The sequence below is a fragment of the Bradyrhizobium sp. CCGUVB23 genome (assembly GCF_024199885.1).
Lineage (GTDB): Bacteria > Pseudomonadota > Alphaproteobacteria > Rhizobiales > Xanthobacteraceae > Bradyrhizobium.
In genome coordinates, this window is sequence record NZ_JANADQ010000001.1 from 7,543,744 (window position 1) to 7,558,274 (window position 14,531).

15 protein-coding genes are annotated in these 14,531 nt (G+C 64.7%); 8 read left to right on the plus strand and 7 right to left on the minus strand.

All coding sequences use genetic code 11. The features are described 5' to 3' along the window. Positions 1–244: 244 nt before the first annotated feature. Together NLN62_RS35030 and NLN62_RS35035 are read left to right on the plus strand one after the other, a co-directional pair. Positions 245–1,612: an APC family permease gene (locus tag NLN62_RS35030; protein WP_254111806.1), complete on the plus strand. Its 1,368-nt coding sequence runs from the start codon at positions 245–247 to the stop codon at positions 1,610–1,612. Between the two features lie 2 nt (positions 1,613–1,614). Further along, positions 1,615–2,829, plus strand: a complete 1,215-nt coding sequence (locus NLN62_RS35035) for a hypothetical protein (protein ID WP_254111807.1) — start codon at positions 1,615–1,617, stop codon at positions 2,827–2,829. 111 nt (positions 2,830–2,940) lie between these two features. Here NLN62_RS35035 and NLN62_RS35040 read toward each other — a convergent pair whose 3' ends face one another. Both NLN62_RS35040 and yidD read right to left on the minus strand, forming a co-directional pair. Further along, positions 2,941–3,111: a hypothetical protein gene (locus NLN62_RS35040; RefSeq protein ID WP_198031851.1), complete on the minus strand. Its 171-nt coding sequence runs from the start codon at positions 3,109–3,111 to the stop codon at positions 2,941–2,943. Positions 3,112–3,215: 104 nt separating this feature from the next. Next, on the minus strand, positions 3,216–3,554 hold the full coding sequence (yidD, locus tag NLN62_RS35045; RefSeq protein WP_027525638.1) for a membrane protein insertion efficiency factor YidD: 339 nt from the start codon (positions 3,552–3,554) through the stop codon (positions 3,216–3,218). Between the two features lie 228 nt (positions 3,555–3,782). Here yidD and NLN62_RS35050 point away from each other — a divergent pair, with 228 nt between their 5' ends. After that, on the plus strand, positions 3,783–4,682 hold the full coding sequence (locus tag NLN62_RS35050) for a hypothetical protein (protein ID WP_254111808.1): 900 nt from the start codon (positions 3,783–3,785) through the stop codon (positions 4,680–4,682). Between the two features lie 121 nt (positions 4,683–4,803). Here the strand turns inward: NLN62_RS35050 and NLN62_RS35055 are convergent, their stop codons facing one another. Beyond that, entirely contained in the window at positions 4,804–5,259 is a 456-nt protein-coding gene (locus NLN62_RS35055) for an iron-sulfur cluster assembly scaffold protein (RefSeq protein ID WP_254113803.1), read from the minus strand. 257 nt (positions 5,260–5,516) lie between these two features. Here NLN62_RS35055 and folE point away from each other — a divergent pair, with 257 nt between their 5' ends. From folE to NLN62_RS35075, 4 genes are all read left to right on the plus strand, one after another. Then, a complete protein-coding gene (gene folE / locus NLN62_RS35060; protein WP_027525635.1) occupies positions 5,517–6,206 on the plus strand; it encodes a GTP cyclohydrolase I FolE in 690 nt (229 codons plus the stop codon). Positions 6,207–6,234: 28 nt separating this feature from the next. After that, on the plus strand, positions 6,235–6,657 hold the full coding sequence (gene hisI, locus NLN62_RS35065) for a phosphoribosyl-AMP cyclohydrolase (RefSeq protein WP_027525634.1): 423 nt from the start codon (positions 6,235–6,237) through the stop codon (positions 6,655–6,657). Positions 6,658–6,809: 152 nt separating this feature from the next. Then, entirely contained in the window at positions 6,810–7,826 is a 1,017-nt protein-coding gene (locus tag NLN62_RS35070) for a lytic transglycosylase domain-containing protein (RefSeq protein ID WP_254113804.1), read from the plus strand. A gap of 143 nt (positions 7,827–7,969) precedes the next feature. Continuing rightward, entirely contained in the window at positions 7,970–9,145 is a 1,176-nt protein-coding gene (locus NLN62_RS35075; RefSeq protein ID WP_254111809.1) for a DUF2336 domain-containing protein, read from the plus strand. A 175-nt stretch (positions 9,146–9,320) separates the two neighbouring features. Here the strand turns inward: NLN62_RS35075 and NLN62_RS35080 are convergent, their stop codons facing one another. From NLN62_RS35080 to NLN62_RS35090, 3 genes are all read right to left on the minus strand, one after another. Further along, on the minus strand, positions 9,321–9,899 hold the full coding sequence (locus tag NLN62_RS35080) for an Hpt domain-containing protein (protein WP_254111810.1): 579 nt from the start codon (positions 9,897–9,899) through the stop codon (positions 9,321–9,323). A gap of 30 nt (positions 9,900–9,929) precedes the next feature. Further along, positions 9,930–10,475, minus strand: a complete 546-nt coding sequence (locus NLN62_RS35085; protein ID WP_027525630.1) for a response regulator — start codon at positions 10,473–10,475, stop codon at positions 9,930–9,932. 87 nt (positions 10,476–10,562) lie between these two features. Next, the gene (locus tag NLN62_RS35090; protein ID WP_027525629.1) at positions 10,563–11,342 is read right to left on the minus strand and encodes an NAD kinase; all 780 of its coding nucleotides are present in this window, start codon (positions 11,340–11,342) and stop codon (positions 10,563–10,565) included. Positions 11,343–11,531: 189 nt separating this feature from the next. Here NLN62_RS35090 and NLN62_RS35095 point away from each other — a divergent pair, with 189 nt between their 5' ends. Beyond that, positions 11,532–13,094, plus strand: a complete 1,563-nt coding sequence (locus tag NLN62_RS35095; RefSeq protein ID WP_371933142.1) for a S10 family peptidase — start codon at positions 11,532–11,534, stop codon at positions 13,092–13,094. Here NLN62_RS35095 and NLN62_RS35100 read toward each other — a convergent pair. Then, positions 13,084–14,469: a serine hydrolase gene (locus NLN62_RS35100; protein WP_254111812.1), complete on the minus strand. Its 1,386-nt coding sequence runs from the start codon at positions 14,467–14,469 to the stop codon at positions 13,084–13,086. The genes NLN62_RS35095 and NLN62_RS35100 overlap by 11 nt on opposite strands. Between the last annotated feature and the right edge of the window lie 62 nt (positions 14,470–14,531).

Below are 14,531 nucleotides of genomic sequence, written 5' to 3' on the forward strand. Positions count from 1 at the left end.
GCTTCCGGAGAAAACTCCCCACATCCGGAACGCTTGAAATGACCACGCAATCGTGTCGCGATTGTGGGGAGGGGGAGCCGGCCTTCGCAGCTCCGCAGCAGATTTATTGCATGGCAAGGTACATGTGTGGTGCTGAGATACCGCGTTCGATTGCCTCATTTAGCCCTTGTTAACCCTGCTTGAATTGACTGGACCAATCTGCACGATGCTTGGGAGAGGCGCGAGGCCTCAGCTAAGGACGGCGATGACGGCATCAGATGCGGGAAGCGCGGCGTGGACGGGCCGGCGTCTCGGAAGCGGGGCCGGCGTTTCCGTCCTCGTGGCGACTGCGATTGTCGTCGCCGACATGGTCGGCGTCGGGGTGTTCACGAGCCTCGGCTTCCAGGTCAAGGACATCCCGTCCGGCTTCTCGATCCTGCTGCTGTGGACGGTCGGCGGCATTGTCGCGCTATGCGGTGTGTTCTCCTACAGCGAACTCGGCGCGATGTTTCCGCGCTCGAGCGGCGAGTACAATTTTCTCGGCCGCGCCTATCATCCCGCATTCGGTTTTCTCGCCGGCTGGGTCTCGGCGACCGTCGGCTTTGCCGCACCGGTCGCGCTCGCGGCGATGGCGTTCGGCCAATATGCGAAGTCCGTCATTCCGGCCTTGCCGCCGATTCCGCTGGCCATCGGCGTGGTGTGGCTGGTGTCGATCGTGCAGCTCACCGGCGTCAAACACTCATCGACCTTTCAGCTCGTCTCGACGATTCTGAAAGTCATTCTGATCGTGGCTTTCCTGGTCGCGGGCTTTGCGATCGGGGTGCGGCAGCCGGTATCGTTCGTGCCGGCGGCGGGCGACTTCGGCCACATCACCAGTGCGCCTTTCGCGATCGGGCTCGTCTTCGTGATGTACTCCTTCTCCGGCTGGAACGCGGCGACCTACATCATCGGCGAGCTGCACATGCCGCAGCAGAGCCTTCCGCGCGCGCTGCTAGCGGGCACGCTGATCGTGATGGTGCTCTATGTGGCGCTGAACGCGGTCTTTCTCTACGCAACCCCGATCGACAAGCTCGCCGGCCAGCTCGAGGTCGCGAGCATCAGCGGCGCTGCCATCTTCGGCGACCTCGGCGGCCGCATCGTCGCCACCATGATCTGCATCGGCCTGATCTCCTCCATCAGCGCGATGATGTGGATCGGTCCGCGCGTCATGATGACGATGGGCGAGGACATTCCTGCGCTCCGCGTGTTCTCCCGGAAATCGGCGAGCGGCGCGCCGGCCTATGCCATCCTGTTTCAGCTCGCGGTCGCCAACCTCCTGCTCTTCACGCGCAGCTTCGAGGCGGTGCTCGACTTCATCCAGTTCGCGCTGTTGTTCTGCTCGTTCTTCACCGTGCTCGGGGTGATCAAGCTGCGCTTTACGGATCCCGCCTTGCCGCGGCCCTACCGCGCCTGGGGGTACCCGGTCACGCCGGTGGTTTTCCTGCTCGTGACCGCCTTCATGATGTACTATCTGCTGACCGAGCGGCCGGTTCAGTCGCTGTCGAGCATGCTGATCATGCTCTCGGGCCTGTTGATCTACGCCATATTCCGCAGGCGGCCGGACGCCGCTGCAACCTCACACAATCGCGAATAGACATGTTTCGACCCATGAAGATCGCGGCTGTCGCCTTCACCTTGTTGTTCGCGGTCGTAACCCCCGCACGTGCGGCCGGCACCGTCACGGCCGACGACACGGCGCGCTTCCTCGCGGGCATGCAGCCATCCGCGGAGTCTCCGCTTGTGGCGCTGACCAGGGATCCATCCTGGCAGCGTCACGCCAAGTTCTTCGACGGCGCCTTCGCCCAGCTCGAGCAGCGCCAGCTTTCGAAGATCCGCGCCTGGTCCGACGTCAATCTGGCCGCGCCCAGGCCGACCATGTTCTACATGTTCTCGGGGCCGGATTTCCTCTACGCCGACGCATTCTATTCCAAGGCGAGCACCTACGTGCTTGGCGCGCTCGAGCCGGTCGGCAACGTTCCCGACCTGACGCATGTGCCGCGGGGCGCGATCGCGCCCGCGCTCTACAATGTCGAGCGCTCGCTTGGCTCGATCCTCAGCTTCAGCTTCTTCATCACCAAGCACATGAAGGTCGACTTGCACGCCAACGAGGTCAACGGCACCTTGCCGATCCTCTACGTTTTCCTGGCGCGTTCGGGGAAGACGATCCGCAACGTCGAGATGATCTCGATCGACGACAAGGGCGGCCTGCATGTCGCAGGCGAAAACGTAGGTCCGAACGCCACCCACGGCGTGCGCATCACCTTCGCCGGCAGCGATGGCGAGGCGCGGACGCTGTATTACTTCTCGACGGATCTCTCCAATTCCGGCGCGCGCGCGGCCGGCTTCCTGAAATTCTGCGAGACGCTCGGACCCGGCAACAGCCTGCTCAAGAGCGCGTCGTATCTCCTGCATGCCGGGAACTTCACGACCGTGCGCGACTGGCTGCTTGCCAACAGCGCCACCATCATCCAGGACGATTCCGGCGTTCCGCTCGCGAACTACAATGCGCGGCAATGGCGGTTCTTCCCGTTCGGGCGCTATCTCGGCCCGATTGCGGAATTTCCAGGCCGCTATCAGGAACGCTATGCCGAGCTCTTCACGCGTGCCCAGCCGATCGATTTCGGCATCGGCTATCGCTGGCGCATGAACGAATCGAACCTGCTGCTGTCGGTGAAGGTGCCGGGAAGCGAGGCCGTGCCGGCCGAGACCACCTCGTGGGCTGAACCGCCGCCAAAGCCGGTCCGTCCGAAGCGGCCGCGTCCGCCCGAGCCGATCCCGCCGCCGCCCGGACGCTTCTTCTGGTTTCGCTAAAGCGCGATGAGATCGCGCTCCAGGTTATTTGTTTGAGCATGATCTCCGCGCAAACGCGTTCCGCGTTTGTCGCGAGGAAACCGCTTCACACTTTCCGGATCATGCTTCTAGCTACCAGTGAACGCTCTGGCTCGGAACGATGAAGGCCGTCGTGCTTGGCGGGGTTGCGAGGCTCGTTGCCAGGTACCAGCCGGAGCCGAGGACGAGGGTGAGCAGCGCGATGATGGCGAGCAGGTCGATGGTCCTGCTGTCGTGACCATGGGGGCTGATTTTCCAGCGCATTGTTGTTTCCTCCCGATTGGGAGCATCACAACAACGCGATCGTAGCATCCGCGGTTCCCTGCACGTCAGAGATGCAGGGCACGCTTGGAAGCGGTGCGACGAAATCAGGGAGCGTTGACGCCGCGCCAGCGTCCATAGCGCCAGGGCAGATACCAGCGTGCGCCTTGCGGGGCTGTCAGCGGCACGTTGTCGATGCCTGACGTTCCGAACGGGTGGCAGCGCAACAGCCGCGCGAGCGTCATCCAGCCACCGGCCCAGAGTCCGAAACGTTCGATCGCCTCATCGCCATAGGCCGAGCAGGTCGGCAGGTGGCGGCAGTTGTAGCCGACGAGCGGGGACAGCGTGTGTCGGTACAGCCAGATCAGCCCGCGTCCGACAATGCGCGGCAGCCGCAGCAGCGATGCGACGATGGTGCGATCCGGTTCTGACGCTGAACGCTTCATGTGCGCCTTGCTGCGAAGCTGTGCGAGGTGTTGCGCGGTTCCAGCGCAGGGAACAGCAAGCCGTTGCGCGGACGCCATATTTTGCATGCTTTTAGGGGGCAGTGCAGCAAGTACCTATGGACGATCTGTATTCCCCCGGATACATTTTTTGTGACGGCCGTGTGATACAGAGTCGGACGTTGCATGGGGCTTGCCTGATCGCTTTTGAGGCTTGGGGAAGGAACCACGTTGAGACTTCTGAAGTCGCTTGATCTTCGCGGCTGGTTGCTTGTGGGAACCGCTGCTTGTTGCGTCGCGCTGACGGGCGCGGTCGCGACCTTCAGCTCTTCCGCGCATGCCGGCGGTACGCTCGAAGAGCGCAAGCTGCCCATGAAATTCAATTGGATTGCATGCGAGCCGAACTGCCGCGGCTGGGTCAGCGCCGTCGGCATCATCACAGCCGATACGCCGAAGGATTTTGAGGATTTTGCCCGCGGGCGCCAGCTTGGCGGCGCGACCGTGGTGCTCGACTCCAGCGGTGGTTCCGTCAACGACGCGATCACGCTTGGGCGGCGCTTCCGTAACCTCGGCCTTTTGACCACCGTCGGCATCAGCGTGCAGAACCGCGGCGGGCAGGGCGCGCGTCCAGTAGTCGCGCCCGAGGCGTATTGCGAGTCCATGTGCGTGTTCCTGCTGCTGGCCGGCAAGACGCGTTTCGTGCCGGAAGCGGCCCATGTCCGCGTGCATCAGATCTGGATGGGCGACCGCGCCGACGACGCGCGGGCCGCAAGCTACAGCGCGCAGGACTTGATGATCGTCGAGCGCGACATCGGCCGGCTCGCCAAGTACACCTTCGATATGGGCGGCGCCGGCGACTTGCTGTCGCTCGCATTGAATGTGCCGCCGTGGGAAGATCTGCACGAATTGGATGCGGCCGAGCTCAAGCTCACCAATGTAGTAACGACGGATGCCGCTTCTGACGTGCTGCCGCATGTCGGCGTCTCGGCCCCTGCGATGGCGGACGCTGCGCCGAAGGCGCAGGATCGCTTTGCGGCGGAACCGGAGCAGCAGGTCAGGTCGACCAAGACGGCGGAAGCAATGGTGGCGACAGGCGGTGCGTCGGCGCCTGGCCCGGCGTCACAGAAGTAGTCTCATCTCTCAATGTCATTCCGGGGCGTCGCACAGCGACGAACCCGGAATCTCGCGCCCGAACCTCTGGATTCCGGGTTCGCGCTGGCGCGTGCCCCGGAATGACGTCGTTGGGGGAGGCTCAGTCCTGCGCCGCGGCCGGCTGTTTCGTCTTCGCTTCGATCTGGCCGATGGCGTCGACGACGGCATCGAAGGTCAGCAGTGTCGAAGCGTGGCGTGCCTTGTAGTCGCGGACCGGCTCGAGGAACTTGATCTCGGTCCATTTTCCGTCCGGCGGGGTGCCATTTTCCTTCAGCATCTTGCGAACGGCTTCGCGTAACTCACGGAGTTCGCTCGCAGTCGAGCCGACCACGTGACTTGCCATGATGGATGAAGACGCCTGTCCGAGCGCGCAGGCCTTCACGTCGTGGGCGAAGTCGGTGACGGTGTCGCCGCTCATCTTGAGATCGACCTTCACGGTCGAGCCGCACAGCTTGGAGTGAGCGGTGGCGCTGGCGTCGGGATCGGAGAGGCGACCCAGACGCGGGATATTCCCGGCCAGTTCGATGATCCGCTTGTTATAGATGTCGTTCAGCATGTGATGGAGTCCGAGACCTTCCGGGCGGCTTCCGGCGGGATCGGCCTTGGCGGCCGCCGTCCTCGGTCTTATATAGGGTTGGAACTGGCGGAAAAACAGCCCGGTGGCCTTGTCGGCGGTGGTCGAGCACCCCGCATCCGACGTAGAGGCGAGGGCGGTTGATCGCCTCAATTTGGTTGTTCTCTCAGGCGTCCGGCGGCTTGACCGCCCCGTCTGCCGGTGACACTCCGGCCGCAAGGCCGTCGAACGGAGTTGACATGGACGCGTTGATCAAACCCATCCGCCCGAGCAAGCCTTCCGACAAGCAGGTCGATCGACCCGCTGAGCTTGATCCTGCAGAATTTCTCGCGGCCGCCGTCCGTGCCGACCAGCCGCGCCCAGCGCGCGCCGAGGCCGAGCAGGCGGTGAAGACGCTGCTCGCCTATATCGGCGAGAACACCGACCGCGAGGGTCTGCTCGACACGCCGCGCCGCGTGGTCGAGGCCTTCGACGAGCTCTATCAGGGCTACCACCAGTGCCCGGCCGAAGTGCTGGACCGCACCTTCGGCGAGACCGCCGGCTATGACGACTTCGTGCTGGTGCGTGACATCGAGTTCACCTCGCAGTGCGAGCATCACATGATGCCGTTCTACGGCAAGGCACACATCGCCTACACGCCGGTCGAGCGCGTCGTGGGCCTGTCCAAGCTCGCGCGGCTGACCGACATTTTCGCCCGCAGGCTCCAGACCCAGGAGCATCTGACCGCGCAGATCGCGGCCGCGATCGACGAGATCCTGAAGCCCCGCGGCGTTGCGGTGCTGGTCGAGGCCGAGCATACCTGCATGTCGGTGCGCGGCGTCGCCAAGCATGGCGCGATGACGTTCACCAGCCGCTTCACCGGCATGTTCCGCGACAATCCGGCGGAGCAGGCCCGCTTCCTGTCCCTGGTGCGAGGCTCACAGCGCTGACCCTCGCCATGAATTTGCGAGAGGTCTCGTGTCCACGCACTCCCACGACATCGAGGAAGGGCTGAGCTTCCAGCCCAAATTCGACGCGGCCGGTCTCGTCACCTGCGTGGCAACGGATGCCGCGACCGGCGACGTGCTGATGGTCGCCCACATGAACGACGAGGCGCTGCGCAAGACGATTGCGACCGGCGAGGCCTGGTACTTCAGCCGCTCGCGTAACGCCTTGTGGCGAAAAGGTGAGACGTCAGGTCAAACCCAGCGAGTCGTCGAGATACGCACCGATTGCGACCAGGACGCGGTCTGGATCCGGGTCGAGCAGGTTGGCGCGGCCTGCCACACCGGCCGCCGGTCGTGCTTCTACCGCAAGGTGGAGGCCGATGGCGGAAGCGCGAAGCTCGTCTTCGTCGAGGCCGAGCGGCTGTTCGATCCGGGCGCGGTCTATAAGAAATAACCTCCGTCATTCCGGGTCCATCGCCGGGTGATGCCCCGGAATGACGGGGGATGAGAAATTAACTCCGCATTAACCATACCTGTCCCACCGTGAGACGACATGACGCCGAATTGCCGGCGTCATCAACGCCGCGCGGAGCGGGGCTGCGCAACATGTCGGTCGACAATTCTAGTGCCACGACGACGGCGGGGATCGATCCGTCGCGGGCGCGTGTGACCGGCGCGATCAAACAGGCCTCCAATCTCACCGGTGTCAGCTTCGAATACATGCTGACCACCGCCAAAATGGAATCGGATTTCAATCCGACCGCGGGTGCGTCGACCTCGTCCGCGCACGGGCTCTATCAGTTCATCGACCAGACCTGGCTCGGCACCGTGAAGGAGGCCGGCACCCAGCTCGGCTACGGCAGCTATGCCGATGCCATCACCAGGACTTCCTCCGGCAGCTACACTGTCACCGACCCGACCATGCGGAGCTCGATCATGAAGCTGCGCGATGATCCGCAGGCCGCATCGAGCATGGCCGCCGTGCTGACGCAGTCGAACAGCTTCAAGCTCACGGGCCTGCTCGGCCGCCGTCCGAGCGACAGCGAGCTCTATATGGCGCACTTCATGGGCGTCGGCGGCGCGGCCAAGCTGATTGCCAACGCCGAGGACAATCCGCAAGCCGTGGGCGCGCGGCTGTTTCCCAATGCGGCCGCGGCCAACCGTTCGATCTTCTACGCCAGGGACGGCCGCGCGCGCAGCGTCTCCGAAGTCTATTCGGTGCTGGATTCACGCTATGCCAGCGCAGCGAATTCGAAATCGACGCGGAGCGCAATGGCGATGTACGGCGACACGCGGTCGACGACGCAGGTCGCGAGCGCAAACGGCGTGCAGCCCACGCCGCTGATCGACAACGCCGCCTATCTCCAGACCTTCCCGGACACGCGCGTGGCCACACCCGGCAGCGCGACCTCGGCAACAACGGTGGCGGACAATTCGCCGGGCACACCGGTGTTTCGCTCGATCTATCAGCCCGGCGACAGCACGCAGCCCGTCTCGGCCACGGTGCAGAAATTGTGGGGCAATAACGCCTCGCTCACGTCAGTTACGAATACGACGCCCGACGTTCGCGCGCCGCAGCCGCTCGACCTCTTTAGCGATCGCAGCGGCACCTTCTCGAGCTAGTCTCGCGCTGCAAAATTTGCAGCCCTTAACAAAACGTCAATAAAACCAGTCGGTTATGGTGAACGCTTTGTTAAGCGTCGTGGTTTATTTTGTCTTGCAGGTGACGGGGCGCCGTCGCGTTTGGTTGCGTAGGCCGGGGCACAATGATCGTTCGGCAGTTTATCAATTGGATCAGAACCGCGTCCGCCGGTGAGCGGGCAGAGGCAACACGGGCTTTGGCCCGTGCCTGGTTGATTTCAGATCTTTCCCACGACGATCGCGTCGCCGCCGAAGGCGCGCTGTTGATGCTGCTCGACGATCCGTCGCCGCTGGTGCGCCAGGCCATGGCGGAGGCGTTTGCACGCTCGACGGAGGCGCCAGCGGCCATCGTCCAGGCGCTGTCGACCGACCAGCCCTCGGTCGCGCTTCCCGTGCTCGAACATTCGCCGCTCCTGATCGATGCCGACCTCGTCGACATCGCCGCGACCGGAAATTGCGAGGTGCAATGCGCCATCGCCCGCCGCATCGCGCTGCCGGCGTCGGTCTGTGCCGCGATCGCCGAGGTCGGCTGCGCGGCGGCCGCGCTCGAGCTGATCGAAAATCCCTATGCCGAGCTCGCGCCGTTCTCTTGGGATCGCATCGTCGAGCGTCACGGCCATCTCGCCGCGATCCGCGAGGCGCTGCTGGTGCTCGAGGATCTGCCCGCGGCCACGCGCGCGGCGCTGGTCGCAAAGCTCTCCGAAACGCTTGCGCAGTTCGTGATCGCCCGCAACTGGCTGAGTGCCGATCGCGCCGAGCGCATCGCGACCGAGGCCCGCGACCGCTCCACCGTCAACATCGCGGCGCGCTCGCGCGGCGAAGATATGCAAGGCCTCGTACGCCACCTGCGCGCGACGTCGCAGCTCACGGCCGGCCTGATCCTGCGCGCGCTATTGTCGGGCAATCTCGAATTGTTCAATGCGGCGCTTGCGGAATTGTCGGAGCTGCCGCCGGCGCGCGTGGCAGCGCTGCTGCATGATCGCGGCGGAGCCAGCCTGCATGCGCTGCTGCGCCGCGCGGGCTTCCCGGAATCGACCTTCGCGGCGTTCCAGGTCGCGCTCGAGGCCTGCCACGAGAACGGTTTTGTCGACAGCCACGATGGCGCTACGCGGCTGCGCAGGCGCATGGTCGAGCGCGTGCTCACCCATTGCGAGACCGATCGCGGCGCGATCGAGCCGCTGCTGATCCTGCTGCGCCGCTTCGCGACCGAGTCGGCGCGCGAGGAAGCGCGCCTGTTCTGCGACGAGCTCGTCGCGGAGGAGGCGATCGCGCCGCTGTATGATGATTTGATCGCGGCGTAGCGATAGCCGTTGCCAAGGCGAACAAGCAACAAAATTCCGTCATTGCGAGGAGCGTAGCCACGAAGCAATCCAGGCTGTTTGCGAGGAGGGATTCTGGATTGCTTCGCGGAGCCTGTCATCGGGCCGCGCTACGCGCGGACCCGGCGGCTCGCAATGACGGGGAGTGGCCGGAACGTTATTCTCCCGGCACGATGCTCGGCGCCAGAATCGCTTCGAGATGCTCGGGGCGGTCGCGGTTGACGTGGGCGAGATAGTCGTCGGCAACGCTGCGCAGGCGGCGGCTGAGCTCGCTCGAGACGCTCAGGCTGTCGAGCTTGGTGTTCTCGTGCACGATGGCCTGAATGGCGTTGATGTGGTGCGAGAATAGCTCGCTCGGCACCCTGGCGAGATCCGGCGCATGCTCGATGACGCGGCACAGGCTTTCGGCGATGACCGCGGCGGACGGATAACCGAACGTCGCGGCATCGCCCTTGATGTCGTGGGCTGCACGAAACAGCTCGTCGCGCGCCTCCCTGGTGAAGCCGTCCGTCTGCACGGCCGCGTAGGCCGCAGCCAGCCGTCCGGCTTCGACCGCCATCCAGTCCTTGAACTCCCCGGAGAGTCCGGCGAGCGCCTGCTCGGCGCGACCGACCGGATCGTCCATGTCCTTCTCTCCGACCCGGCGCAGCACCTTGCGCAGCGGATTGGGCTGCGTGATCAATTGGTGGGTGGCGAAGGCCTTGACCTCGATGTCTCTGGGGCTGTTCTTGGCCATGATGCCTGCCTCGATGGTTGAGAACGCTCGCTAGATGGAGGACCGTGCTTTGTCGAGCAGCGAAGGCTGCTGCAGCACCTCGTGCTTTTCGCCGACGCGGCGCTCGGGGCCCATATAGGCGGAGCTGGTGTTGCGGCGGCGATCGGGCCCGAAATAGGTCTTGGTCTTGATGAAGGGCCGGGGATTGGCGACCACGTTCAGGATGCGCTGGTAGAGGCCCTTGGCGGAGATCGGCTTGGCCAGGAATTCGGTGACGCCGGCATCGCGCGCCACGGTGACGCGGCGTTTTTCGGAGTGACCTGTCAGCATGATGATCGGCGCGTAGGGGTTACCCTTGGATTCCGGCTGCCGGATCATCTGCGCCAGCTCGAGCCCGTCGAAGATCGGCATCGCCCAGTCCGTGATGACGATGTCGGGCACGTAGTGGCTGTACATTTCGAGCGCGGTCGCGCCGTCTTCGGCCTCATAGACCTCGCGTGCGCCGAAGGAGTGCAACAGCGTCCGCAGGATGCGGCGCATGTGCGGATTGTCGTCGCAGACGAGGAAGCGCAGCTTGTTGAAATCGATGCGGAACATGACGCCCAGGCCGAAGCGGTCAAACTTCGTTAACCATATCGCGTCCGAGGTTAATGAAGCGTTGCCTCCCGCCTGCCGAGGCTGGTGCTAGTAGCCGAACTGCTCGCGCAGGATCCGCTCTTCCAGGCTGTGGCCGGGGTCGAACAGCATCCGCATCGAGATGGTCTTGTCGGACAGCACCTCGACGCGGCGCACGTCGCGCACCTCGTCATGGTCGGCGACCGCCGCCACGGGGCGCTTCTCGCAATCGAGCACCTCGAACACGACATAGGCCGTGTTGGGAAGAAGGGCGCCGCGCCAGCGGCGCGGACGGAAGGGGCTGATCGGCGTGAGGGCGAGCAGGGCGGCGTTGATCGGCAGGATCGGCCCCTGCGCTGAGAGATTGTATGCGGTCGAGCCAGCAGGTGTCGCCACCATGATGCCGTCGGCCATCAGTTCGGACATGCGCTCATGCTCGTCGACCAGGATCTTCAGCCGCGCCACCTGATAGGTCTGACGAAACAGGGCGACCTCGTTGATGGCGTGATGAATGTGAACCGCGCCCTGCACGTCGGTGGCGCGCATCAGCAGCGGATGGATCACGGACACATGTGCGGCCTCGAGCCGCACGCGCAGGTCGACCGTCGAGAATTCGTTCATCAGGAAGCCGACAGTGCCGCGGTGCATGCCGTAGATCGGCTTTCCCGTGCGCATGTTCTGGTGCAGCGTTTGCAGCATGAGCCCGTCGCCGCCGAGCGCCACGACGACGTCGGCTTCATCGGGTGCGCAATTGCCGTACAACCCGGTCAGTTGCGTATAGGCTTCCTGGGCCTCGGTGCCCGCGCTGGCGACGAAGGCGATCCGATCATATCGCTTGGGCTTTGTCATGTAATCGCGGGGCTCGAAAGGGTCAGGCCGGCTCGAAAAGGTGTGCCGAGTCGTCCTATACGACCTCGGCCGTTCTTGTCGAGCGTGACCCCGCGCCATGGCAAACGGTCAATACGCCGTGATGCCGCGCGTTTGTCGTAATCTTGTGCTACAGCCTGTAGCGGACAACAGGGAGTGAGCAACGTGACCATCACATCGCCGGCGCTTCGCCGCGGGGGGCTTTTGCTGGCGCTCCTCGCCTTTGCCACGCTCGGCCCGGCCCGAGCGGACGATCCGCCCCGTCCCGAGGCGACGGCGCCGGCTGGCCAGAAGGGCGGCGGGCGCGGCGGCAACGTGCAAAATGCGCAGCAAAATCCTCCTGTAACGGCCGAGCAGCATCGCTTGCCGCCGGACTCCACCACCCGGCAGACGCTCGAGCTGCCTGGGCGAACGCTGGCCTTCGCCGCGACCGCAGGCTCGATCCGCCTGTTCGACGACAAGGGCGAGCCGCAGGCCGAGATCGCCTACACCTCTTACCAGCTCGACGGCACCGACCGCGCCATGCGCCCGGTGACGTTCTTCTTCAACGGCGGACCCGGCGCATCGTCGGCCTGGCTACAGCTCGGCAATGCCGGTCCCTGGCGGCTGCCGATCAATGCCGACGAGGTCACGCCGTCGACCTCTCCGGAGGTGAAGCCAAATGCGGAGACCTGGCTCGATTTCACCGACCTCGTCTTCATCGATCCGGTCGGGACCGGCTATAGCCGCTTCGTGGCGACCGGTGAGGATGTCCGCAGGCGGTTCTATTCCGTCGACGGCGATGTCAGCGCGCTCGCGCTGGTGATCCGCCGCTGGCTCGAGAAGCACGACCGGCTGCTGTCGCCGAAATATGTCGCGGGCGAAAGCTATGGCGGCATTCGCGGGCCGAAGGTCGTACGCCAGTTGCAGATGCAGCAGGGCGTCGGCGTCAAGGGCCTGATCATGGTCTCGCCGCTGTTCGACTTCCGCGAGTTCACCGGCACCAGCCTTCTGCAATACGTCGCAACGCTGCCCAGCTATGCCGCGACCGTGCGCGAAGCCAAGGGGCCGGTGAAGCGAGCCGATCTCGCCGACGTGGAAGCCTACGCGCGCGGCGAGTTCTTGGCCGACCTCGTCAAAGGCGAGGCGGACAGGGAGGCGGCCACGCGTCTGGCCGACAAGGTCGCCGCGCTGACCGGAATCGACCAGGCGGTGAGCCGCAGGCTCGCGGGCCGCTTTGACGTCGGCGAATTCCGCCGCGAGCTCGACCGCAAGAACGGTAAGGTAACCGGCCGCTACGATGCCTCCGTGCGTGGCTTCGATCCCTATCCGGATTCCAGCAGCTTCCGCTTCGGCGATCCCTCGGGCGACGCGCTTCAGGCGCCACTGACCAGTGCGGCCGTCGACCTCCTCACGCGCAAGCTGAACTGGCGGCCGGACGGCTCCTATGAGGTGCTCAACGGCGCAGTCGAACGGGCCTGGGATTTCGGCCACGGCATCAATCCCGCGCAGTCGGTGTCGGAGCTGCGCCAGATCCTCGCAACGGACTCGAAGATGACGGTGTTGGTCGGACACGGCCTGTTCGACCTCGCCACGCCCTATTTCGGCTCGCAGATCGTGCTCGACCAGTTGCCTGCCTTTGCGTCGGCGCCACGGGTAAAACTCGTGGTCTATCCTGGCGGTCACATGTTCTACTCGCGCGATGCGTCGCGGCAGGCATTTCGCGCCGAGGTCGAGGCGATAATCAAACAGTAGGCCGGCGTTTCCGCGGCGTATATTTGTGCGCGATCTCGCGGGCGATGACGCTCTCCGGCTTGACGTTGATGCCGGCGAGCCAGATGTCGCGGATCTTGCCGCGCTTGTCGCGGATACGGCGCACCGGCTCACCATGGCTGGCGTAGCCCGTGGCTGCGGCGAAGGTGCCGGAATCGCGGCCGGTGACTTCGATCTCGGCCGCATCCATGAACGGATTGTTGAAGTGCGGATTGGCGACCACGACGCGGTTGCCCATCGGCACGAGATCGACCGCGCCCCAGATCGTCCACCAGCGGCCCGTCCAGTCGCGTGACCGCCGGTCAGGCGTCCAGCGGCTCTGGAATGCACGCAGGATCTGCATCGCGCCGTCCATCCAAATCGGCGCCGCGCCGTCGATGCAGTTGCTGAGCATGGTGATAGCGAGCTCGCAGGCCGGAATGGAGCACGTCCTTGAGACGTAGCCCTGGAAGCCGCCGCTATGACCGAACCAGTCCCAGCCGTCGTCCCTGCTGGCGTTGACGCCGAGGCCATAATAGCACTCGAAGCTCTGGGGAATGCGCCAATGGTGCCGCGTCATTTCGCGGCGGCTCGCGACCGATAGCACGCTCTTCCTTGCGTTGGGCGCGAGCTGCGCGAAGAAGCGGGCAGTGTCGGCGGCGGTTGCAACGAAGCCGGCGGCGGACGTCATCGCGTGGGTGGGGTTGTCGCCGGGAATAACGCAGCGCTCGCCGAGCGGTAGCTTGCGCGTATGGCCGCGGGCGAACGGCGCGCCCTTGGCAAGCGGCGCGCTCGGCTCGGTCTCGCGCAGGCCGGCAGCCGCGATGATCTCGCGCTTGATCCAGGCAGGGTAAGGCTCTTTCGTGACGGCTTCGATCACAAGACCGATCAGGCCAAAGCCGTGATTAGAGTACTTGAAGCGTGTGCCGGGATCGATCGCCGTGGGCGTTCGCAGCTCGGCCAATAATTCCTTCTCGTTGAGGTAGGGACGGCTGTCGATGAACTGGCCGGAGTCGGCGCCGTCGCGCGTGAGGCCTGCGCTATGGGAGAGCAGCTGTGCGATCGTCGTCTCGGCAACACGCGGATGCAAGCCGCCGACATATTGGCCCACGGTGTCGTCGAGCCGCAGCTTGCGCTGCTCGCGCAGTTTCAGGATGCCGGCGGCGGTGAAGCTCTTGGAATGCGAGGCGATGCGAAAGCGGTGCCGCGGCGTCAGCTTTTCGCCGGTGTCGAGATCGGCAAGGCCGAAGGCATGCTCGGCGACGACTTCGCCGCGATGGGTGATCGCGATGATGAGGCCCGGCTGTTGCGATCCGACCAGCTGAAACTCGATCCATGAGCCGATGTAGTCGATCGCGGCTCGTAACCACGCATCCATTGCACACCATACGCGAAGGAGAGGTTCTTCGCGAAAGCTAGCCGACAAGACAGAACCGGCGC